Source organism: Geodermatophilus sp. SYSU D00705 (assembly GCF_054050135.1).
Window position 1 is genome coordinate 110,065 of the sequence record NZ_JBJGYT010000010.1, and the last position, 20,474, is coordinate 130,538.

A 20,474-nucleotide genomic window follows, 5' to 3' on the forward strand; every position below is an offset into this window, starting at 1 on the left:
CCGTCCCGGCTGGGGAGTCCCCATGACCGAACAGCGCGCCCGCCTCCTCCCGACCCGCGTCGTCCTCGTCGTCCTGGTCGGGCTCGCCACCCTCGTCGCCCCGCAGGTCGCGGTCCTGCCGGCGCACGCGCAGGACGACGTCCTGCGGGCCGAGCTGCGCGCCGACCTGGAGGCCTACCTCCAGGCGCGCGGCGAGGCGGAGCACGTGTCGGCCGCGGGGCTGACCGTGAGCCTGCCCGACGGTCCGCACGTCGACGTGGCCGCGGGGACGACGACGTACGGCGGCGACGAACCGGTGGCCGAGGACGCCCTCTGGCAGATCGGCAGCAACACCAAGGCGTTCACCTCGGTGCTGCTGCTCCAGCTGGAGGCCGAGGGCCGCCTGTCGCTCGACGACCCGCTCGGCGACTGGCTGCCCGAGTACCCGCAGTGGGCCGACGTGCCGATCCGGCGGCTGCTGAACATGACCAGCGGCATCCCCACCTACGACCACGACGAGTCCTTCTGGGCCGACTACGTCGCCGACCCGCGGACGAACTTCTCCCCGGAGCGGCTGGTCGGGTACGCGGAGGGCCTCCCGGCGACCTCCGGCTACAGCTACTCGAACACCAACTACGTGCTCGCCGAGCTGGTCGTCGAGCGGGTGACCGGCGAGAGCTACGAGGACGAGCTGTACGGCCGGCTGCTCGACCCGCTGGACCTCGACGACCTGCACTACCGCCCGCACCTGTACCCGCCGCGGATCGCCGACCGCGTACCCGCCGGCTACTTCGCCGACGACCGGGGGCCCGCCCGGACCGCCCTGCTCGGGCGCGACGCCAGCCGGGACACGATGTCCTGGGGCCGGGGCGCCGGCGGCATCGTCGGGACGACGGGCGACCTGGCCCGCTGGGAGCGGGCGCTCTACTCCGGCCGCCTGCTGCCGCCCGAGCAGCAGGAGGAGCTGACCAGCCTGGTCTCGACCGCGACCGGCGAACCGATCGAGTCCACCTCGCCCAGCGACCCGAGCGGGTTCGGCCTGGGCGTGGCCCAGCAGACCGCGGAGGGGTTCGGCACGTTCTGGGTCTACGAGGGCGGCACGATCGGCTTCCGGACCCTGCACGTCCACCTGCCCGAGTCCGGCCTGATCGTGGCCATCGGGCTCAACAGCATGCCGGCCGAGGACCGGATCGTCGTCCTCGTGGTGGCGGTGGTCGAGACGCTGGTCGAGCAGGGCGTCGTCCCTGCGGCGGTCGGCGCCGCCGCCTGACCGCGGGGTCACCCACCGGGGTGGACCCGCACCGCTGGTCGCAGACCGGCTGCGGTCCGCGCCCCGGCACCCCGGCCGTGGAGCTGCCGCGCGGCTGATCCCCGCCGAGCGGGCAGGTGCGGTCGCCGGCACGCGAGGACACGCCGCCGCGGGCGACCACGACTGCGCACTCGGCCGCGGCGAGGTCAGCCGGTCGACCGCTGCCACTCCCGCGGGGTCGTCCCGTAGGCCGCGCGGAACCGCCGGGCGAAGTGGCTCGGGTCGCTGAACCCGCAGCCCCGGGCGACGGCCGCGATCGAGCGCTGTCGGCCGGCCGGCGAGGTGAGCTCCGCCCGCGCCGCCTCCAGCCGCTGCTCGATGAGCCACTGCTCCAGGCTCACGCCCGCCCGGGCACAGACCTTGTACAGCTGCCGCACCGACACGTTGTGCGCGGCCGCGATCCGTTCCGGGGTCAGCTCGGGGTCGGTCACGTGCCGGCGGGCGTAGGCCAGCACCCGCGTCGCCAGCGTCTCGGCGCGGACGCCGGCGACCAGCCGGTCGGGCGCCGCCGCCGAGACCAGCAGCGCGCGCACCAGCTCCGTCGTCGCCGTCCCGAGCGTGGCGGCGGCCGGGTCGGCGGTGAGCCGGCCGGCGTCCCGGGTCAGGCCGGCCAGGTGGTCGCGCACGAGGTCGTGCAGCGGGCTGGCTCGCAACCGCGGCGCGGCCGCGCGGACGACGTCCGGCGAGAGCCCCAGCTGCTCGGAGGGCACCTGGAACGCGCGTGAGCCCCCGGACCCCGACCAGGAGAAGGAGTACGGCACCCGCAGGTCGTTGAGCATCAGCTCGCCGGCGCGCACCTCCTGGTCGGTGCCGAACTGGGTGAACCGCCCGAGCCCGCTGGACTGCAGCGCCAGCGCCACCACCGGCGGGTCCTCCTGCCGCACGTGCCGCGGCGTGCGCACCAGCCGGAACCCCGACGAGTCGGTGGTGAACAGGTTCGCCCGGCCGTAGCGCCACAGGTGCATGCGGGTGCGCACCTCGGCCGGCGGCCCCAGGTGCTCGATGCGGCAGGGCACCGACGCCTGCCCGAACGCGGCGCGGAAGGCGTCGACCCGCTGCTCGGGCGGCAGCGCCGCAGTGTCCAGCAGGAGCATCGGACTCCCTCGGGCGGGCGGAGGGCGGCGGGACGTCGTCGTCGCGCGCCGGGGGACGGGCGGCGCCCCCGCTCGCGGGACGAGTCTGGCAGGACGGCGTCCGGCGGTGAACCCCTCGCCCGTGCGTGCAGGGACCAGAGATGTGCAGACAGGGACCGGCACGCGCGGCCGGCCGCTGCCAGGCTCGGCGACCGGAGGGTCCGGCGACGACATCGAGCGACGACATCCAGCGAGGACACCGCGATGCCCACGATCACCACGACCGACGGCACGGAGATCTTCTACAAGGACTGGGGCGAGGGGCAGCCGGTCGTGTTCAGCCACGGCTGGCCCCTGTGCGCCGACGCGTGGGACGGCCAGCTGTTCGCCATGGCGAGCAACGGCTTCCGGGCCGTCGCGCACGACCGCCGCGGCCACGGCCGGTCCGCCCAGCCGTGGCAGGGCAACGACATGGACACCTACGCCGACGACCTGGCGCAGCTGATCGAGCGCCTGGACCTCCGCGACGTCGTCCTCGTCGGGCACTCCACCGGCGGCGGCGAGGTCACCCGCTACATGGGCCGGCACGGCACCGGACGGGTCGCCCGGGCCGTGCTGCTCGGCGCCATCCCGCCGACCATGCTCAGGACCGCCGCCAACCCCGAGGGCACGCCGATCGAGGCCTTCGACGCGATCCGGGCCGGCGTCCTGGGCGGCCGCGCGGAGTTCTACCGGCAGCTCGCGATCCCGTTCTACGGCGCCAACCGGCCGGACAGCGAGGTCAGCCAGGGCCAGCTGGACGACTTCTGGCGGATGAGCATGATGGCCGGCCTCAAGGGCGCCCACGACTGCATCCGCGAGTTCAGCGAGACCGACTTCACCGACGACCTGCGCCAGATCGACGTCCCGGTGCTCGTGGCGCACGGTGACGACGACCAGATCGTGCCGTTCCACGACTCCGCACCGAAGACGGCGGAGCTGCTCAAGAACGCCGAGCTGACGGTCTACCTGGGCCGTCCGCACGGCCTCACCGGGGCGCACGAGCAGGAGTTCGACGCCGACCTGCTCGCGTTCGCGCGCGGCTGAGAGGAACCGAGATGACCGACACCGTCCCCACCCCGCGGCCCGCCGAGGCGTCCGCCGCCGGCGCGCCCGACACGATCGTCCTCGTGCACGGGTTCTGGGTGACCCCGCGCAGCTGGGAGGCGTGGAAGGCGCACTACGAGGCCCGCGGCTACCGCGTGCTGACCCCGGCCTACCCGGGGTTCGAGGTCGAGGTCGAGGCGCTCAACGCCGACCCGACGCCGATCGCCGAGCTCACGCTGCCGCAGATCATGGCGCACCTGGAGTCGGTGGTCGGGGCGCTGCCGAAGCCGCCCATCCTCATCGGGCACTCCGCCGGCGGCACCCTCGTGCAGCTGCTGCTCGACCGCGGGTACGGCGCGGTCGGCGTCGTCCTCAACTCCGCCCCCACCGAGGGTGTGCGGGTGCTGCCGCTGTCGCAGCTGCGCTCGACGTTCGTCGCGTTCAAGAACCCGGCGAACCGGCACCGCGCGGTGGCTCTGGACGAGGAGCAGTGGCGCTACGCCTTCACCAACACGTTCACCGAGGAGGAGTCGCGGCGGCTGTACCAGCGGTACGCGATCCCGGCGTCCGGCCGGATCCTGTGGAACTCGGTGCTGGCCAACTTCATGCCGGGCCCGCAGGACGCCGCGGTCGACTACGCCAACGACGCCCGCCCGCCGCTGCTGTTCGTCTCCGGCAGCGAGGACCACATCATGCCGACGAGCGTGCAGCGGTCGAACGCGCGGCACTACCGGGCGCCGCACACGGTCACCGAGCACCGGGAGTACCCCGGCTACGCCCACCTGCTGCCGGCCCAGGAGGGCTGGGAGCAGATCGCCGACTCCGCCCTGGACTGGGCGGTCGAGCACGCCCGGGGCAGCCGGCCCGAGGTCGCCGGCGCCCAGTGACGGCGGGGCCCGTCCGGTTCACCCACGTCGGCGGGCCGACCGTGCTCATCGAGGTCGGGGGCTGGCGGCTGCTCACCGACCCGACGTTCGACGCGCCCGGCAGGCGGTACGCGTTCGGCTGGGGGAGCTCCAGCCGCAAGGTGGCCGGTCCGGCCTTCCCCGCCGGGGACCTGCCGCCGGTGGACGCCGTCCTGCTCAGCCACGACGGCCACGGCGACAACCTCGACGACGCCGGCCGTGCGCTGCTGCCCGCGGCCGGGGTCGTCGTCACCACCGCCTCGGGCGCGCGGCGGCTGGGGAGCGGCGCCCGCGGGCTGCGTCCCTGGGAGACGACGGTGCTCGCCGGGGCCGGCCGCCCGTCGATCGAGGTGACCGCGACGCCGGCGCGCCACGGGCCGCCGCTGACCACCCCGATCTCCGGTGAGGTCACCGGCTTCGCGCTGCGCTGGGAGGGGCAGGCCGACGGCGTGCTCTGGATCTCCGGGGACACCGTCCTGTTCGACGGGGTCCGCCGCATCGGGGAGCGCCTCCGCGTGGGCACCGCGCTGCTGCACCTGGGCGGGGTCCGCTTCCCGGTGACCGGGCCGCTGCGCTGGTCGATGACCGCCCGCGACGCGGTCGACCTGTGCCGCGTGCTCCGCCCGCGCACCGCCGTGCCGGTGCACTACGAGGGCTGGACGCACTTCCGGCAGGGTCGCGCGGCCGCCGAGCGGCAGCTCGCCGCCGCGCCGCCGGAGCTGGCCGCGCTCTTCCGCTGGGTGCCGTTGGGCGCGCCGGTGGAGCTGCCGGCCTGACCCCTCCCGGACGGCGCTCAGCCGCCCCGCTGCACCTCCGCCTGCACCACCCCGCGCAGCGCCGTGAGCAACTCCGCGTCGTCGGTGTCCCCGCGCTCGAGCGCGTCTCGCGCCCCGGCGGGGAGCAGCCCGGTGTCCACCGTGTCCAGCCAGGTCACGTCGCCGCCCACCCGGCGCCCCACCTGCAGGGACGCCCCGTCGGGGCGCAGCACGTACTCCTCGCTGTCGAGCCGGATGCTCATCTCGTCGCTCATGCCGGGGCCCTACCCCGCGCGGCGGCTGCTGCACGTCCGAGCGCGGGGGAGAGGATGGTCCCGTGCAGGAGGAGTGCTGCGAGGTCGTCGTGACCGCCGCCGACGCCGACTGGCTGGCCGGGTACACCCGGACGCTGGTCGAGGAACGGCTGGCGGCCTGCGGGCACCAGGTGGCCGCGATCCGGTCGGTGTACCGGTGGGAGGGCGCGGTGCACGACGAGCCCGAGGCGCGGGTGGCGCTGCACACCCGGCGCGCCCTGGTGCCGGCCGTCGTCGCCCGCACCGCCGAGCTGCACCCCTACGACGTCCCCTGCGTGATCGCCCTGCCGCTGGTCGGCGGCAACCCGGAGTACCTCCGGTGGGTGGTCGCCGAGACGAGGGAGCCGGAGCACTGACCCCGGGCAGCAGCGCGCGCCGGGCGGGCGACACCGGCGCCCGCACCGCCGCCCCACCCAGCCGACCGGCCGCCGCGAGGGGCGGCCCGCACCCCGCAGGAGGGCACGTGGCACGACGGCCGGGGCAGCCGGACCTGCCCCTCGACGTCCGCCGCCGGGTCCAGGGCCCCACCAGCTCGGCGGTCGCCGTCGAGGCGGTGCTCGACGCGCTGCCCTCCCCGACGCTGCTCATCGACGCCGAGGGCACCGTGCTGCTGGCCAACACCGCGTGGGAGAACGCCGCCGAGGTGCTCGGTGACGACCGCATGCGGGTCGGCGTGGCCGGCGACTACTTCGCCATGGCGCGGCGGCTCAGCGGCGGCGCCGGCACCGAGTCGCTGGTCGACCGGCTGCGGGCGCTCTCCCGTGGCCAGTGCGCCTCGGTGCAGGCCGACTACGCCCTCGAGCACCCCGACGGCGTCCGCTGGTTCCACCTCCAGGCCTCCCGGGTGGACCAGGCCGGCCAGGTGGTGGTCACCCACACCGACGTCACCTCCCGGGTGGCGGCCGAGCGGGCCTCGGACTGGCGGGCCCGCCACGACACCCTCACCGACCTGCCCAACCGCGCCCATCTTCACGAGCTCATCGACGCCGAGCTGCAGCGCCCCGAGCGCGGGCCCGTGTCGGTCCTCTTCCTCGACATCGACGGCTTCAAGGACGTCAACGACTCCCTCGGCCACGAGGCCGGCGACGACCTGCTGCGCCAGATCGCCCGGCGCCTGACCGGTTCCACCCGCGCCGGTGACACCGTCGGCCGGCTCGGCGGCGACGAGTTCGTCGTCCTCTGCCGCGACTGCGACACCGGCGGCGCCGAGACGCTGGCCGACCGCTGCCGCAGCAGCGTCGACCGGCCCTTCGACCTCGGCGGCCGGATGGTGCGCCTGGGCGTGAGCATCGGCATCGCCACCGCCGCCGATCCGCAGGCGCCGCAGGTCCGGTCCACCGACCTGGTCCGGGACGCCGACCTCGCGATGTACGCGGCCAAGGCGGCCGGCCGCAACCGGGTGCGGCTGTTCACCGCCGACCTGCGCACCGCCGCCCAGCGGCGGGCCTCGGTCGCCGGCGAGCTGCGGGAGGCGATCCTCGACGAGCAGCTGGTGCTGCACTACCAGCCCGTCGTCCGCCTGCCGAGCCTGCGCTGCAGCGGGGTGGAGGCGCTGGTGCGCTGGCAGCACCCCAAGCGCGGGCTGCTCCCGCCGTCGGAGTTCCTGCCCGTCGCCGCGCAGCACGACCTCATGACGCCGCTGGCGCGGTGGGTGCTGCGCGAGGCGGCCCGGCAGGCGGTGGCCTGGACGCGGGCCGGGATGCGGCTGATCGCCAGCGTCAACATCAGCGCCAGCCAGTTCGCCACCGGCACCCTCGTCCGTGACGTCCGCGACGCGCTCGCCGCCACGGGGCTGCCGCCCGAGCAGCTGGTGGTCGAGCTGACCGAGACGTCGGTGGCCCAGGACGCCGAGCGGGCCGCGGCCCAGTTCGCCGAGCTGCGGCGCTCCGGCGTCGAGGTCTGCATCGACGACTTCGGCAGCGGCTTCTCCTCGCTGGCGCAGCTGGTGACGATGCCCGCCGGCGTGCTCAAGATCGACCGCAGCCTCGTCGCCTACCCGGAGGGACGGCGCAGCAAGGCCGCCGCCGCGGTCGCCGCGATCGTCGCTCTCGGGCGGGCCTGCGGCGCGCGCTCCCTCGCGGAGGGCGTCGAGACCGCCGACCAGCTGCAGATGGCCGTCGAGCTGGGCTGCCACCTGGCGCAGGGCTTCCACATCGCCCGGCCGATGCCGCCCGACGAGCTGGCGGCCTGGGTGGCCGCGCGGGGGCTGGGCACCGGCGGGCGCTGACCGCGGGGGTTCAGCCGGGCTCGCCGCGCCGCTTGCGGCGGACGACCACCACCAGGTCGACGGCGGCCACCGCGGCGAGGACGAACAGCACCACCGCGGGCCACACCGGCAGGTCGATCGCCAGCCAGACGAGCCCTCCGGCGAGGCAGACCACCAGGCCGAACGCGGCCAGCACCAGCCGCAGCGTGAGCGCCGACTGCGCCGGTGCCGCGCCCCCGATCCCGGCGGTGGGGTCGTGGTGGTCGGGGAGGCCGCGGGCGTAGTCGGTCCGGGACCGCGGCTCGTGGTCGGCCCGTGACCGGCGTCGACGGGGCTCGCTCATGGCGGGCCACCTACCCCGCGCCGGAGCGCACTACCCTGGGTCGACGTGGCCGCTGACTTCTCCGTCGTCCTGGACGAACTCGACACGACCCTGAAGTCGATCGAGGCTGTGCTCGACGTCGACCGACTCCGCCGCGAGGTCGCCGAGCTGGAGCAGCAGGCCGCGGCTCCCGACCTCTGGAACGACGTCGAGGCCGCCCAGGCGCTCACCTCCCGGCTCTCCTACCTGCAGGGCGACCTGCGGCGGGTGGAGGAGCTGCGCAGCCGCCTCGACGACGTCGGGCTGCTGCACGAGATGGCCGCCGAGGAGGGCGACGAGGCCACCACCGCCGAGGCCGAGCGGGAGCTGGAGAGCCTGCGCAAGGCGATCGACGAGCTCGAGGTCCGCACCCTGCTGTCCGGTGAGTACGACGCGCGCGAGGCGCTGGTCACGATCCGCTCGGAGGCCGGTGGCGTCGACGCCGCCGACTTCGCCGAGATGCTCATGCGCATGTACCTGCGCTGGGCGGAGCGGCACCGGTACCCCGTCGAGCTGTACGACGTCAGCTACGCGGAGGAGGCCGGCATCAAGTCGGCCACCTTCGCCGTCAAGCAGCCCTACGCCTACGGCACCCTCTCGGTGGAGCAGGGCACCCACCGGCTGGTGCGCATCTCGCCCTTCGACAACCAGGGACGCCGGCAGACGTCGTTCGCCGGCGTGGAGGTGCTCCCGGTCGTGGAGCAGACCGACCACGTCGACATCCCCGAGAACGAGATGCGCATCGACGTCTTCCGGTCCTCGGGGCCGGGCGGGCAGAGCGTGAACACCACCGACTCCGCCGTCCGGATCACCCACCTGCCGACCGGCATCGTCGTCTCCTGCCAGAACGAGAAGAGCCAGATCCAGAACCGCGCCGCGGCGCTGCGCGTGCTCCAGGCACGGCTGCTGGCGGTGCGGCAGGCCGAGCAGCGGGCCGAGATGGACGCGCTGAAGGGTGAGGGCGGCAGCAGCTGGGGCAACCAGATGCGCTCCTACGTGCTGCACCCGTACCAGATGGTCAAGGACCTCCGCACCGAGCAGGAGACCGGCAACACCGCCGCGGTCCTCGACGGCGACATCGACGGCTTCATCGAGGCCGGCATCCGGTGGCGCCGCCAGCAGGAGGCCGTGGCCGCCGGCTGAACACGGGCCGCTGACGTCCCTGGCACAGTGACCCCGGGCGTCCCGTTCGTCACACCGTTCGCACGGTGTCGCGCGGGATGCGCCACGCTGGGTGAGCGGGTACCGCGGGGCTTCCGCGGCACCGTCACGCTGCGCGGATCCTGCACCGGGGCGTTCCGTGGCGAACGGACAAGGACGCGCCTCGGGGAAGGTACCGTGGCGCCTCGTGATCGAATTGCAACACGTCACCAAGCTCTACCCGGCCAGCTCCCGGCCGGCCCTCGATGACGTGTCGACGGAGATCGACAAGGGCGAGTTCGTCTTCCTCATCGGTTCCTCCGGGTCGGGGAAGTCGACCTTCCTCCGGCTGCTGCTGAAGGAGGACGACCCCACCTCCGGCACCGTCACGGTCAACGGCAAGACGCTCAACACGATGAGCAAGTGGCAGGTGCCGAAGCTGCGCCGCACGATGGGCTGCGTCTTCCAGGACTTCCGGCTGCTGCGCAACCGCACCGTGGCCCAGAACGTGGCCTTCGCGCTGGAGGTCATCAACAAGCCGCAGCGCACCATCAAGCGCGTCGTCCCCGAGGTGCTGGAGATGGTCGGCCTCGAGGGCAAGGCCAACCGGCTGCCCGGCGAGCTCTCCGGTGGTGAGCAGCAGCGGGTCGCGATCGCCCGCGCGTTCGTCAACCGGCCGCTGGTGCTGCTGGCCGACGAGCCCACCGGGAACCTCGACCCGGAGACCAGCGAGGGGATCATGCTGCTGCTGGAGCGGATCAACCGCACCGGCACCACCGTGATCATGGCGACGCACGACTACCACATCGTCGACTCCATGCGCCGCCGCGTCATCGAGCTCAACGGGGGCGTCGTCGCGCGCGACCAGTCGCGCGGCGTCTACGGCGTCGGTCGCTGACGGCCGGCCGAGCCGGTCCGCCGACCCCCGCCAGCTGAACTCCAGACAGGGAATCCATGCGCGTCAACTTCGTGCTCTCCGAGGTGGCCACCGGGCTGCGTCGCAACCTCACCATGACGGTCGCGATGATCCTGACCACGGCCATCTCGCTCGGCCTCATGGGCACCGGCCTGCTGATCGCCGGGATGATCTCCGACATGAAGGAGATCTACTACGACAAGGTGCAGGTCTCCATCTTCCTGGCCGACGGCGTCACCGACGAGCAGCGCTCGTCGATCGAGCAGGAGCTCGCGGACTCACCGGAGGTGGCCTCCTACCTCTACGAGTCCAAGGCCGAGGCCTACGAGCGCTTCCAGCAGCAGTTCAGCCAGCAGCCGGAGCTCGTGCAGAACACCCCGCCGGACGCGCTGCCGGAGAGCTTCCGCGTCGAGCTGGTGAACCCCGAGCGCTACGAGGTCATCGCCGCGGAGTTCCCCAACGGGCAGAACGGCGTGGACCAGGTCCGCGACGAGGGTGACTTCCTCGACCGGCTGTTCAGCCTGCTCAACGGCGCCCGCAACGCGACGATCGCCGTGGCCGTCGTCCAGGCGCTGGCGGCCTTGCTGCTGATCTCCAACACCATCCAGCTGGCGGCGTTCAACCGGCGCAACGAGACCAACATCATGCGGCTGGTCGGTGCCTCCCGCTGGTACACCCAGCTGCCGTTCATCCTCGAGGCCGCGCTGGCCGGGCTGATCGGCGCGCTGCTGGCGGTCGGCGGGCTGGTGCTCACCAAGGTGCTGTTCGTCGACAAGACCCTGGCCGGGCCGATCAAGGCGGGCATCATCCCGCCGGTCGACTGGGGCGCGATCGCCTTCATCAGCCCGATCATCGCCGGGGCGGGCGTCGGCCTGGCCGCGGTTGCCGCGTACGTGACGCTGCGCCTGTACGTGCGCCTGTAGCGCCTCCCCACCCCGACGAGATCGCCGGTCTCGCACGCTCCGGGCCCAGGAACCGTGCGAGGCCGGCGATCTCGCCGTTTCTGCCGACACGGGGGGTTGCTCCTCGTCACCGCTGGGTAAGGACGGGGAGCCTCAGCGCGGGGGCCGACGGTGGGAAGAGCGGAGAGCGCGTTGGTGGGGGAGTCGCGCCGGCTGTGGGCCGGCCTGTGCCCGTGCGGTGAGTGCCGGTGAGCGTGGTGGACCGGGCGGTCGAGGTCGCCGTCGCCCCGCTGTGGCTGGCCTGCACGGCGGGCTGGGGCGTCACCTCGGCGCTGATGCTGACCTGGACGGCGGCCCGCGGGCGGACGCCGTCCCGCGCCGAACCGCTGCCGGGGAACGTCGAGGCCCCGGTCCGGTCCGTCGCCTAACCTGGGGACATGCCGCGTGAACAGGGGCGGAAGCTGATCGCCCAGAACAAGAAGGCGCGGCACGACTACTCGATCCTCGACACCTACGAGGTGGGCCTGGTGCTGACCGGCACCGAGGTGAAGAGCCTGCGTGCCGGCCGTGCCTCCCTCGTCGACGGCTTCGCCACGGTGGACGACGGCGAGGTCTGGCTGCAGCACGTGCACATCCCCGAGTACGTGCAGGGCACGTGGACCAACCACGCGCCGCGCCGCAAGCGCAAGGTGCTCATGCACCGCGCCGAGATCGACAAGCTGGTCGGCAAGACCAAGGAGGGTGGCCTGACCCTCGTGCCGCTGGACCTGTACTTCAAGGACGGCAAGGTCAAGGCCACCCTCGCCCTCGCCAAGGGCAAGAAGTCCTACGACAAGCGGCAGGACATGGCCGAGCGGGACTCCCGCCGGGAGATCCAGAAGGCCTTCGGCCGCTACGTGAAGGGCCGCCGGTGAGGGGTGCGGCCCAGAACCGGTTCGGCGGTCTCGACGTCCTGACCGTGCGCGACGACCTGCCCGAGCCGCCGGTCGGCCCCGACACCGTGCTGGTGCGGGTGCACGCGGCCGGCGTCAACCCGGTCGACATCGCGATCCGGCAGGGCTTCCTCGCCGGCGCCTACCCGCACCACTTCCCGATCGTCCCGGGCTGGGAGCTGTCCGGTGTGGTCGAGGCGGCCGGTCCCGCGGTCGTGGACTTCCGCCCCGGTGACGAGGTGTTCGGCTACGTCCGCCGGGACGACGTCCAGTGGGGCGCGATGGCCGAGCTCGTGCCGGCCCCGCAGCGCTGCCTGGCGCACAAGCCGGCGTCGCTGTCCTTCGCCGAGGCCGGGGCGCTGCCGCTGGCCGGGCTGACCGCCTACCAGGCGCTCACCGAGGTGCTCGCGGTCGGCGAGGGGGAACGGGTGCTGGTGCACCGGGCCGCCGGTGGGGTCGGCTTCAACGCCGTCCAGATCGCCGTCGCCCTGGGCGCCCACGTGGTCGGCACCGCGTCGCCGCGCAACCACGGCTTCCTCCGCGACGCCGGGGTGGCCGAGGTGCTCGACTACTCGGCCGGTCCGGTCAGCGCCCAGCTGTCCGAGCCGGTGGACGCCGTCCTGGACCTCGTGGGCGGGGAGACCTTGGCCGACGCCCGCCGGCAGGTCCGCGACCGGGCGCGCATCGCCAGCGTCGTCGACCCGGCGGTCAACGACATGGGCGGCCGCTACGTCTTCGTCCGGCCCGAAACCCACGACCTGGAGGAGCTCGGTCGCATGGCCGACGCCGGGCAGCTGCGGGTGCCGATCGCCAAGGCGTTCCCGCTGGAGCAGGTGGCCGACGCGCAGGCCCTCGTCGCCGAGGGGCACGTGCGGGGCAAGGTCGTGGTCACTCTCCGGTGAGCCCTCTCCAGCCGCCGGTCGACGACGCCGACGTCCCGCGGTACTGGCGTGAGCTGGGGCTGCCCGGGCTGGTCGACGTGCACGTGCACTTCCTGCCCGAGCGGGTGCAGGCGAAGGTGTGGGCCTACTTCGAGGCGGCGGAGACCCACTACGGCGCGGCCTGGCCGATCCGGTACGCGCTGCCCGACGTCGAGCGGCTGGCGGTGCTGGAGCGGCTCGGCGTCCGGGCGTTCCCGACGCTGCCCTACCCGCACAAGGCCGGGATGGCGGCGTGGCTCAACGACTGGTCGGCCGGGTTCGCGCGGCAGCACCCCCGCGTGCTGCAGTCGGCGACCTTCTACCCCGAGCCGGAGGCGCCGCACTACGTCGCCGAGGCCCTCGACCGCGGGGTGCGGGTGTTCAAGGTGCACGTGCAGGTCGGTGCCTTCGACCCGCGGCACCCGCTGCTGGACCCGGTGTGGGCACGGCTGGAGGAGACCGGCACACCGGTGGTCATCCACTGCGGCTCGGGCCCGCTGGCCGGCGAGCACACCGGCCCGGAACCGATGACCGGGCTGCTCGAGCGGTACCCCCGGCTGCGGCTGGTCATCGCCCACCTGGGCATGCCCGAGTACCGGGAGTTCCTCGACCTCGCCGAGCGGTACGAGCGGGTGCACCTGGACACCACGATGTTCGCCACCGACTTCACCGAGCGGCTCATGCCCTTCGACCCGGCCGACCGGCCCCGGCTGGCCGCGCTGCGCGACAAGGTGCTGCTCGGCAGCGACTTCCCGTCGATCCCGTACGCCTACGCCCACCAGCTGGCCGCGCTGCACCGGCTGGACCTGGGCGAGGAGTGGCTGCGCGCCGTCCTCTGGGGCAACGGTGCGCGACTGTTCGGAGTGGAGGCCTGATGCCGCGGTTCTCGCTGACCGCCACCGTGCTGGACACCCCCGACCCGCAGGGGCTGGCGCGCTTCTACCAGCGGCTGCTCGGCTGGCCGCTGCGCGACGACGACCCGGAGTGGGCCACCCTCCGCCCGGAGGACGGCGGCCCGGGGCTGTCCTTCCAGCGCGAGGAGCAGCACGTGCCCCCGGTGTGGCCGGCCGGCCCCGGCGACCCCCGGATGCAGCTGCACCTGGACATCGAGGTCGACGACCTCGACGCGGCCGTCGCGGTCGCGGTCGGGGCCGGTGCGACGCTCGCGGAGTTCCAGCCGCAGGACGACGTCCGGGTGTGCCTGGACCCGGCCGGGCACCCGTTCTGCCTCTTCGTGCCGTGAGACCTCAGGCGGTCGGCGGCTGGTAGTCCGCGTGCACCTGTCCGACCGCGTCGACCTCCTCGGGGGTCATCAGGACGATGGTCCGGGTCGCGGCGACCCCGGAGGCGTTGATCGTCAGGCTCACCGCCGCGGCGGTCTTGTGGTCCGGCAGCTCGACGATCGCGTAGACGTCGTCGGTGCCGAAGGCGAAGTCGAACGTCTCCAGGCGCCCCCCGACATCGGACAGCATCTTCTCGATCGCCGACCGGCGGGCGGTGCCGCCGGCCGCCAGGATCGCCTTGGCGCCCGTGGGTGCGTAGTTGCCGATGACGAGGAAGCGGGGCATCGCGGTCTCCGTGTCCGGCCCCCGTGCGCGTGCGATGGTCGGGGCGGCCGGGGCGCCGTCGCAACGCCCGCGGGCGCGGGCCGGGGAGGGCGCGGCGTGGCGGCGACGGACGGTCCAGAGCCGTGACTGGGTCGCCACGGCGGGGCGGCGTCCCTACGCTGCGAGACCGTGTCCCCTCTGCCCGACGGCCTCACCGCCCGTCCGCTGACGACCGGCGACGTCGACGCGGTCGCCGCGCTGCTGGCCGCCGCGGAGCCGCTCGACGGCACCGGGGAGCACCTCGACGCCGACGACCTCACCGAGTGGTGGGCCGGCGACCTGCTCGACCTGTCGCGGGACGGCCTGGCGGTGTGCGGTCCGGACGGCGCGGTCGTCGGCTGGGCGACCGCGACGGCCGCGCGCGGGGTCCGCGACGGCCACCGGGTCCAGCTGGAGGGCCGCGTGCACCCCGGCTCCCGCGGCCGGGGCGTCGGGCGCTTCCTGCTGGACTGGCAGCTGCGGCGCGGAGCCGAGCTGCACCGCCGCGACCACCCCGAGGTCCCCGGCCTGCTGACCGCCTCGGCGTACCCGGCGATGACGTCCCTGGAGGGGCTGCTGCGACGCGCGGCGTTCGCCCCTGAGCGCTGGTACCGGGACATGGAGCGGCCGCTGCGCGACCTGCCCGAGGTCCCCGCGGTGCCCGGCATCGAGCTGGTGCCCTTCACCGGTGACCGGGACGAGGAGGTCCGGCGGGCCCACAACGCGGCGTTCGCCGAGCACTTCGGCTCTGCCGAGCGCGACGAGGTGACCTGGCGGGCGTGGTTCACCGGGCAGAAGGCGTTCCGCCCCGACCTGTCGGTCCTCGCCCTCGCCGACGGCGCGGTGGTCGGCTACGTGCTGGCCTACGTCTACGAGGCCGACACCCGGGCCACCGGCGTCCGCCAGACCCACCTCGGGCAGGTGGGCGTCCTGCGTCCGGCGCGCGGCCGCGGGGTCGCCTCCGCGGCGATCGCGGCCGCGCTGCGCGCCGCCGCGGCGACCGGCTGCGGCACGGCGGGGCTGCAGGTCGACAGCGAGAACTCCACCGGTGCACCGGCCCTGTACGCGCGGCTGGGGTTCGCGCCGGTGCGCACCCGCACGTCGTGGGTGCACCGGCTCCCGGCCGCGGACTGAGCGGTGTCCGGCGCGGGGCCGTGGGACGACGGCGCCGGGGTGGTGACCCTCCCCGGCGGCGCGCGGGTGCGCGGCCGGCGGCTGGGCGCGGAGGCGCAGCCGGCGGACCTCACCGTCGTCCTCGGCTCCGGCCCGCTCCCGCCCTGGCCGCACCGGCAGGTGCGCTGGCCGGACTTCTGGGTGCCGACCGACCCCGCCGACGCCCTCGACGCGCTGCGGGAGGCGCACCGGCGGGCGTACGCGGGGGAGCGCGTGGAGGTCGGCTGCTCCGGCGGGATCGGCCGCACCGGCACGGCGCTGGCCGCCCTCGCCGTCCTGGACGGGCTGCCGGCCGACGACGCCGTCCGGTGGGTGCGGGCCGGGTACCACCCCCGGGCGGTCGAGACGCCGTGGCAGCGGCGGTGGCTGCGGTCGATCCGGCCGGCGAGCCCATCCGGAGGGGTGGGGAGGACGGGGCCCTCCTAGGGTCGCCCCATGGTCAGCGCCGATCACCTCGCCGACGTCGCCCGCGCGCACCGCGCCGTCGAGCCGCTGCACAGCCAGCTCTACTTCGCGCCGGAGCAGGACGAGCACCTGTCCGCGGTCGGCCTGCGACCGGGGCGCATGTGCTACTTCGCCGGCCGGGCGGCGCCCATGGGCGCGGTCGGCCCCGGGCTCGTGACGGCGACCTTCTACAACTTCGCGCCCGCGGTCGTCGCCCGCCACCTGCCCCGGGCCTGGACGCTGGCGAGCCCCGAGCAGGTCCTCACCGCCCGCCTCACCGCGGCGCGGGCCGCGCTGACCCGGCTGCTCGGCGGGCCCGGGAGCCCGGAGGTCGACGAGCTGGCCGCGCTGTTGCGGGAGGCGTGCAGCGTGCTGACCCCCGAGGGGCGGCCGCTGTACGCCGGCCACGCCGACCTGCCGTGGCCCGAGGAGCCCCTCCTGGTGCTCTGGCACGGCGCCACCCTGCTGCGCGAGTACCGCGGGGACGGGCACGTCGCCGCCCTCCTGCGGCACGGCCTGACCGGTCTCGAGGCGCTGGTCACCCACACGGCCACCGGGCGGGGCTTCTCCGAGGCCGCCGCCAAGGCCACCCGCGGCTGGAGCGACGAGGAGTGGGCCGCCGCCGGCGCCGCACTGGCCGGTCGCGGCCTGCTGGCCGACGGGGCCCTCACCGGCGCCGGCCGGCAGCTGCGGGCGACCGTCGAGGCGGAGACCGACGAGCTCTCGGCCGGGCCCTGGCGCCACCTGGGCGCCGAGGGGACCGCGCGGGTGGTGGAGCTGGGCCGGCTGCTGTCGGGACGGCTGGTCGCGGCCGGCGCCTACCCCTCCGGCACCTTCGCCGCCCGGTGACCGGCGGACCGCGCCTCCCCGAGGCCGCCGGCGACGGGCCCACCGCCGACCTGATCCGCGTCCGCCGCGGCGGACGGCTGTCCACGCTGGACCGGCTGCTCCTGCACAGCCCGCCGGTGGCGGAGGGCTGGAACGCGCTGCTGGGTGCACTGCGCGGCGGGACGACGCTGCCGGCCGACCTGCGCGAGCTGGTGGTGCTGCGGGTGGCCGTGCTCAACGACGCCGCCTTCGAGTGGGCCGCGCACGAGCCGATCGGCCGCCGCGCCGGGCTGGCCGACCTGCAGATGCGGGTCCTGCAGCAACCCGATGCCGTCTCCGAGCCGGTCTGGACGCCGGTGCAGGCTGCCGTCCTCGCGTTCACCGACGCCTCCACCCGCGCCGTCGCCGTCCCCGACGAGGTGTTCGTCGCCGTCCGGGCGCACCTGGACGACCGGCAGGTCGTCGAGCTCGCCGCGCTGGTCGCCGGATACGCCATGGTGTCGCGCTTCCTGGTCGCGCTGCAGGTGCCGCCGCCGGACGAGGAGGTCGCCGGATAGGCACCGCCTTCCCTATGGTCTGGGTCACAGTCCTCGATGGAGGGGCCATGGCGACCACCGACCAGGGAACCGGGTCCGGGCAGCGGACCGACGTCGACGCCGCGTTCCGCGGCTCCGCCACCTACCGCAGCCTGGGGGAGCAGTCCCTCAGCCCCGCCGAGGAGCGGTTCGAGAAGGGACGCCGGACCGTCGGGTTGTTCCTGGCCCCGGTCGTGACGATCGTCTTCGCGCTGTTGCCCCTCGACCTGCCGCGCGACCAGCACCTGCTCGCGGCGGTCCTGCTCGGCGTCATCGTCCTGTGGATCACCGAGCCGGTGCCGATCCCGGTCGGAGGCCTGATCGGGGTCGGGGCGATCGTCGTCCTCGGCGTCGTCCCGGCCGACGACGCGGTGGCGCCGCTGGGGTCGACGACGGTCTTCACGTTCATCGGCGCGTTCATCCTCGCCGCGGCGATGCTCAAGCACGGCGTGGCGCGGCGGTTCGCGATGACCATCCTCTCGATGGGATGGGTCGGCACCTCGACCGCGCGGGTGGTCATCGCCTTCGGGCTGATCACCTGCCTGCTGTCGGCGTTCGTCTCCAACACCGCCACGGTCGCGATGCTGTTGCCGACGGCGATCGGCATCCTCTCGGTCATCGCCAAGCTGATGCAGGACAAGGAGCTGGTCGCCCCTGACTTCGACCCGCTCCGGCTGCGGGTGGGTGTCGCGCTGATGCTGATGCTGGCCTACAGCGCCAGCGTCGGTGGGCTGATCACCCCGGTGGGGACGCCGCCGAACCTCATCGGCCGAGGCCTGATCGAGGAGGCGACGGGGGAGCGGATCGGCTTCCTCGACTGGATGCTGATGGCGTTACCCATCTGCGCGCTGATGTTCGTGGCACTCGCCGCCGTCCTGCTGCTGCTCAACCGGCCGGAGATCAAGCGCATCGAGGGTGTGCACGAGTACGTGCAGCGCGAGCGCGCCGAGCTCGGGCCGGTCACCCGGGCGGAGCGGAACACCCTGGTGGCCTTCGGCACCACGGTGTTCCTGTGGATCTTCCCCGGCGTCATCGCGCTGACCGCCGGCACCGACTCCCAGCTCTACGTGACGATCTCCGACCGGCTGGACGAGGGGATCGTCGCCGTCCTCGGGGCCTCGCTGCTGTTCCTGCTGCCCACCGACTGGAAGGCGCGCGAGTTCACGCTCAACTGGTCGGACGCGGCGAAGATCGACTGGGGCACCATCCTGCTGTTCGGCACCGGGATCATCTTCGGCTCGCTGCTGGCCGACACCGGCCTGGCCGAGACCATCGGGACCAGCTCGTCGGAGGCGCTCGGGCTCACCAGCACCTTCGCGATCACCGTGTTCGCCGTGCTGCTCGCGATCGTCATCTCGGAGACGACCAGCAACACCGCGTCGGCCGCCGTCGTGGTGCCGATCATCATCCCGGTCGCGGTGGCCGCGGGGATCAACCCCTTCGTTCCGGCGCTGGCCGCGACGTTCGCGGCGTCCTTCGGGTTCATGCTGCCGGTGTCGACGCCGCAGAACGCGATCGTCTACGGCTCCGGCATCGTGCCGATCACCAAGATGATCCGCTCGGGCATCTCCTTCGACGTCCTCGGCGGGCTGCTGATCGTCGTCCTGCTGCCGGTGATGATCGACCTGGTCCTCGGCTCCGTGGGGTGATGTCCGTCGGGCCGACGGCGTCCGTCGCCCCCGGCGTGTCACGATGGTGGACGGCCTGCTGACCCGAGGCCCGGACGACGGGAGGAGAGCGAGCGCATGCGCAGCGAACCGCCCAGTACCGGCACCGGGGTCGGCACCGCCTAGCGCGCTCGCGCGGGTGCGGACCCCCGTGTGTCCCCCCGCTCCAGCGTCCCCCGGGAGTCCGTCGTGGTCGACCGCCGCCGTGCGTCCCTCACCGCCCTGTCCCTCGGCCGCCGTCCGCGGCCCGAGCTGAGCCTCGCGCCGCCACCGGCGCCCGTGCCGGTCCCCACCGAGCGGGAGCGGCACGCACTGATCGTCGACAACGCCGTCTACTCCTCGGGCCGGCGGGTGGCGACTCCGGCGACGGTGGCGGAGAGCCACGAGTGGCTGGTGGAGGACCCCGAGCGCCTGGTCTGGCTGGGCCTCTACCGGCCCGAGCCCGGCGAGCTGGGGGAGCTGGCCGAGCAGTACGACCTGCCCGAGCTGGCCGTCGAGGACGCGATCAAGGCGCACCAGCGGCCGAAGTTCGAGCGCTACGGCGACACGCTGTTCGTCGTCCTCAAGGCCGCCCGCTACCTGGACGCGGCCGAGGAGGTCGAGTTCGGGGAGCTGCACCTGTTCCTGGGCCCCAACTTCGCGATCACCGTCCGGCACAGCGAGTCGCCGGACCTCTCGCGGGTGCGCCGCCGGCTGGAGAGCGAGCCGGCGCTGCTGGAGAAGGGCAGCGAGGCGGTCCTCTACGCGATCCTCGACGCCGTCGTCGACGGGTACTCGCCGGTGGTCGCGGGGCTGGCCAACGACATCGACGAGATCGAGACCGAGGTCTTCCGCGGCGACCCCGGCGTCTCCCGGCGCATCTACGAGCTGTCCCAGGAGGTGCTGGAGTTCCAGCGGGCCGCCCAGCCGCTGACCGGCATCCTCGCCGCGATCACCGCCGGGTTCGACAAGTACGGGGTGGACGAGGACCTGCGCAGCTATCTGCGTGACGTCGCCGACCACGTGACCAGCGTCAACGAGCGGGTGGAGGGCTTCCGGCTGCAGTTGCGCGACATCCTCACGGTCAACGCGACGCTGGTGGCGCAGCGGCAGAACGAGGAGATCCGCGAGCTCACCGAGGCCTCGATCGCCCAGGGCGAGGAGGTCAAGAAGATCTCCGCCTGGGCGGCCATCCTCTTCGCCCCGACGCTGGTGGGCACCGTGTACGGGATGAACTTCGACTCGATCCCCGAGCTGCACTGGCACCTGGGCTACCCGTTCGCCCTGGTGCTGATGGTCGGGGTCAGCGTGACGCTGTACGCCGTCTTCAAGCGCCGCGGCTGGATCTGACGGAGGACCCCGTCCTCCCCACCCTCCGCAGGCTCGGGCGGGACCCGGGACGGGGTTCGGGCGCGTCTCCGCGG

Annotated in this window: 24 protein-coding genes; 20 read left to right on the forward strand and 4 right to left on the reverse strand. The window is 74.1% G+C overall.

Annotated features, from left to right (window positions below):
- The first annotated feature begins 22 nt into the window (after positions 1-22).
- Entirely contained in the window at positions 23-1,249 is a 1,227-nt protein-coding gene (locus tag ACI78Q_RS10660; protein WP_456923322.1) for a serine hydrolase domain-containing protein, read from the forward strand.
- A 185-nt stretch (positions 1,250-1,434) separates the two neighbouring features.
- On the opposite strand, the gene ACI78Q_RS10665 is transcribed toward ACI78Q_RS10660, so the two are convergent.
- A complete protein-coding gene (locus tag ACI78Q_RS10665) occupies positions 1,435-2,382 on the reverse strand; it encodes a helix-turn-helix domain-containing protein (RefSeq protein WP_456923323.1) in 948 nt (315 codons plus the stop codon).
- 243 nt (positions 2,383-2,625) lie between these two features.
- Between ACI78Q_RS10665 and ACI78Q_RS10670 the strand changes: the two genes are divergently transcribed.
- Genes ACI78Q_RS10670 through ACI78Q_RS10680 form a run of 3 tightly spaced genes read left to right on the forward strand, consistent with a single transcriptional unit; the run spans position 2,626 to position 5,128 of the window.
- Entirely contained in the window at positions 2,626-3,447 is an 822-nt protein-coding gene (locus ACI78Q_RS10670) for an alpha/beta fold hydrolase (protein ID WP_456923324.1), read from the forward strand.
- A gap of 11 nt (positions 3,448-3,458) precedes the next feature.
- Positions 3,459-4,334, forward strand: coding sequence for an alpha/beta hydrolase (locus tag ACI78Q_RS10675; protein WP_456923325.1), 876 nt, complete (start codon positions 3,459-3,461; stop codon positions 4,332-4,334).
- Complete coding sequence (locus ACI78Q_RS10680; RefSeq protein WP_456923327.1) at positions 4,331-5,128, forward strand: MBL fold metallo-hydrolase; 798 nt, start codon at positions 4,331-4,333, stop codon at positions 5,126-5,128. The genes ACI78Q_RS10675 and ACI78Q_RS10680 overlap by 4 nt, the downstream gene beginning before the upstream one ends.
- Before the next feature lie 17 nt (positions 5,129-5,145).
- Here the strand turns inward: ACI78Q_RS10680 and ACI78Q_RS10685 are convergent, their stop codons facing one another.
- Positions 5,146-5,382 carry a hypothetical protein gene (locus ACI78Q_RS10685; RefSeq protein ID WP_456923329.1) on the reverse strand — a complete coding sequence of 79 codons (237 nt, stop codon included), beginning with the start codon at positions 5,380-5,382 and terminating at the stop codon, positions 5,146-5,148.
- Between the two features lie 62 nt (positions 5,383-5,444).
- Here ACI78Q_RS10685 and cutA point away from each other — a divergent pair, with 62 nt between their 5' ends.
- Complete coding sequence (gene cutA / locus ACI78Q_RS10690; RefSeq protein WP_456923330.1) at positions 5,445-5,777, forward strand: divalent-cation tolerance protein CutA; 333 nt, start codon at positions 5,445-5,447, stop codon at positions 5,775-5,777.
- 107 nt (positions 5,778-5,884) lie between these two features.
- The gene (locus tag ACI78Q_RS10695; RefSeq protein WP_456923332.1) at positions 5,885-7,648 is read left to right on the forward strand and encodes a putative bifunctional diguanylate cyclase/phosphodiesterase; all 1,764 of its coding nucleotides are present in this window, start codon (positions 5,885-5,887) and stop codon (positions 7,646-7,648) included.
- 10 nt (positions 7,649-7,658) lie between these two features.
- Here ACI78Q_RS10695 and ACI78Q_RS10700 read toward each other — a convergent pair whose 3' ends face one another.
- Entirely contained in the window at positions 7,659-7,970 is a 312-nt protein-coding gene (locus tag ACI78Q_RS10700) for a DUF6343 family protein (protein ID WP_456923333.1), read from the reverse strand.
- Between the two features lie 45 nt (positions 7,971-8,015).
- Here ACI78Q_RS10700 and prfB point away from each other — a divergent pair, with 45 nt between their 5' ends.
- The 8 genes from prfB (at position 8,016) to ACI78Q_RS10740 (ending at position 14,041) form a co-directional block, all read left to right on the forward strand.
- Positions 8,016-9,131: a peptide chain release factor 2 gene (prfB, locus tag ACI78Q_RS10705; protein WP_456923334.1), complete on the forward strand. Its 1,116-nt coding sequence runs from the start codon at positions 8,016-8,018 to the stop codon at positions 9,129-9,131.
- 205 nt (positions 9,132-9,336) lie between these two features.
- Complete coding sequence (gene ftsE / locus ACI78Q_RS10710; protein ID WP_456923335.1) at positions 9,337-10,026, forward strand: cell division ATP-binding protein FtsE; 690 nt, start codon at positions 9,337-9,339, stop codon at positions 10,024-10,026.
- Positions 10,027-10,082: 56 nt separating this feature from the next.
- Entirely contained in the window at positions 10,083-10,967 is an 885-nt protein-coding gene (ftsX, locus tag ACI78Q_RS10715) for a permease-like cell division protein FtsX (protein WP_456923336.1), read from the forward strand.
- Positions 10,968-11,194: 227 nt separating this feature from the next.
- The gene (locus ACI78Q_RS10720) at positions 11,195-11,374 is read left to right on the forward strand and encodes a hypothetical protein (protein WP_456923337.1); all 180 of its coding nucleotides are present in this window, start codon (positions 11,195-11,197) and stop codon (positions 11,372-11,374) included.
- A 9-nt stretch (positions 11,375-11,383) separates the two neighbouring features.
- Entirely contained in the window at positions 11,384-11,860 is a 477-nt protein-coding gene (gene smpB, locus ACI78Q_RS10725) for an SsrA-binding protein SmpB (RefSeq protein ID WP_456923338.1), read from the forward strand.
- Positions 11,857-12,780: an NADP-dependent oxidoreductase gene (locus tag ACI78Q_RS10730; protein ID WP_456923339.1), complete on the forward strand. Its 924-nt coding sequence runs from the start codon at positions 11,857-11,859 to the stop codon at positions 12,778-12,780. Before smpB ends, ACI78Q_RS10730 begins: the two co-directional genes overlap by 4 nt.
- Entirely contained in the window at positions 12,777-13,673 is an 897-nt protein-coding gene (locus ACI78Q_RS10735; protein ID WP_456923340.1) for an amidohydrolase family protein, read from the forward strand. Before ACI78Q_RS10730 ends, ACI78Q_RS10735 begins: the two co-directional genes overlap by 4 nt.
- Positions 13,673-14,041 carry a VOC family protein gene (locus tag ACI78Q_RS10740; RefSeq protein ID WP_456923341.1) on the forward strand — a complete coding sequence of 123 codons (369 nt, stop codon included), beginning with the start codon at positions 13,673-13,675 and terminating at the stop codon, positions 14,039-14,041. The genes ACI78Q_RS10735 and ACI78Q_RS10740 overlap by 1 nt, the downstream gene beginning before the upstream one ends.
- A 4-nt stretch (positions 14,042-14,045) precedes the next feature.
- Here the strand turns inward: ACI78Q_RS10740 and ACI78Q_RS10745 are convergent, their stop codons facing one another.
- Positions 14,046-14,366, reverse strand: a complete 321-nt coding sequence (locus ACI78Q_RS10745) for a GYD domain-containing protein (RefSeq protein WP_456923342.1) — start codon at positions 14,364-14,366, stop codon at positions 14,046-14,048.
- Positions 14,367-14,534: 168 nt separating this feature from the next.
- Here ACI78Q_RS10745 and ACI78Q_RS10750 point away from each other — a divergent pair, with 168 nt between their 5' ends.
- The 6 genes from ACI78Q_RS10750 (at position 14,535) to ACI78Q_RS10775 (ending at position 20,400) form a co-directional block, all read left to right on the forward strand.
- Positions 14,535-15,518, forward strand: a complete 984-nt coding sequence (locus ACI78Q_RS10750; protein WP_456923343.1) for a GNAT family N-acetyltransferase — start codon at positions 14,535-14,537, stop codon at positions 15,516-15,518.
- A gap of 3 nt (positions 15,519-15,521) precedes the next feature.
- Positions 15,522-15,983, forward strand: a complete 462-nt coding sequence (locus tag ACI78Q_RS10755; protein ID WP_456923344.1) for a protein-tyrosine phosphatase family protein — start codon at positions 15,522-15,524, stop codon at positions 15,981-15,983.
- Positions 15,984-15,992: 9 nt separating this feature from the next.
- The gene (locus ACI78Q_RS10760; protein ID WP_456923345.1) at positions 15,993-16,850 is read left to right on the forward strand and encodes an SCO6745 family protein; all 858 of its coding nucleotides are present in this window, start codon (positions 15,993-15,995) and stop codon (positions 16,848-16,850) included.
- Positions 16,847-17,386: a carboxymuconolactone decarboxylase family protein gene (locus ACI78Q_RS10765; RefSeq protein ID WP_456923346.1), complete on the forward strand. Its 540-nt coding sequence runs from the start codon at positions 16,847-16,849 to the stop codon at positions 17,384-17,386. Before ACI78Q_RS10760 ends, ACI78Q_RS10765 begins: the two co-directional genes overlap by 4 nt.
- A gap of 47 nt (positions 17,387-17,433) precedes the next feature.
- Entirely contained in the window at positions 17,434-19,053 is a 1,620-nt protein-coding gene (locus ACI78Q_RS10770; protein WP_456923347.1) for an SLC13 family permease, read from the forward strand.
- A gap of 207 nt (positions 19,054-19,260) precedes the next feature.
- Entirely contained in the window at positions 19,261-20,400 is a 1,140-nt protein-coding gene (locus ACI78Q_RS10775; protein ID WP_456923348.1) for a magnesium and cobalt transport protein CorA, read from the forward strand.
- Positions 20,401-20,474 lie beyond the last annotated feature (74 nt).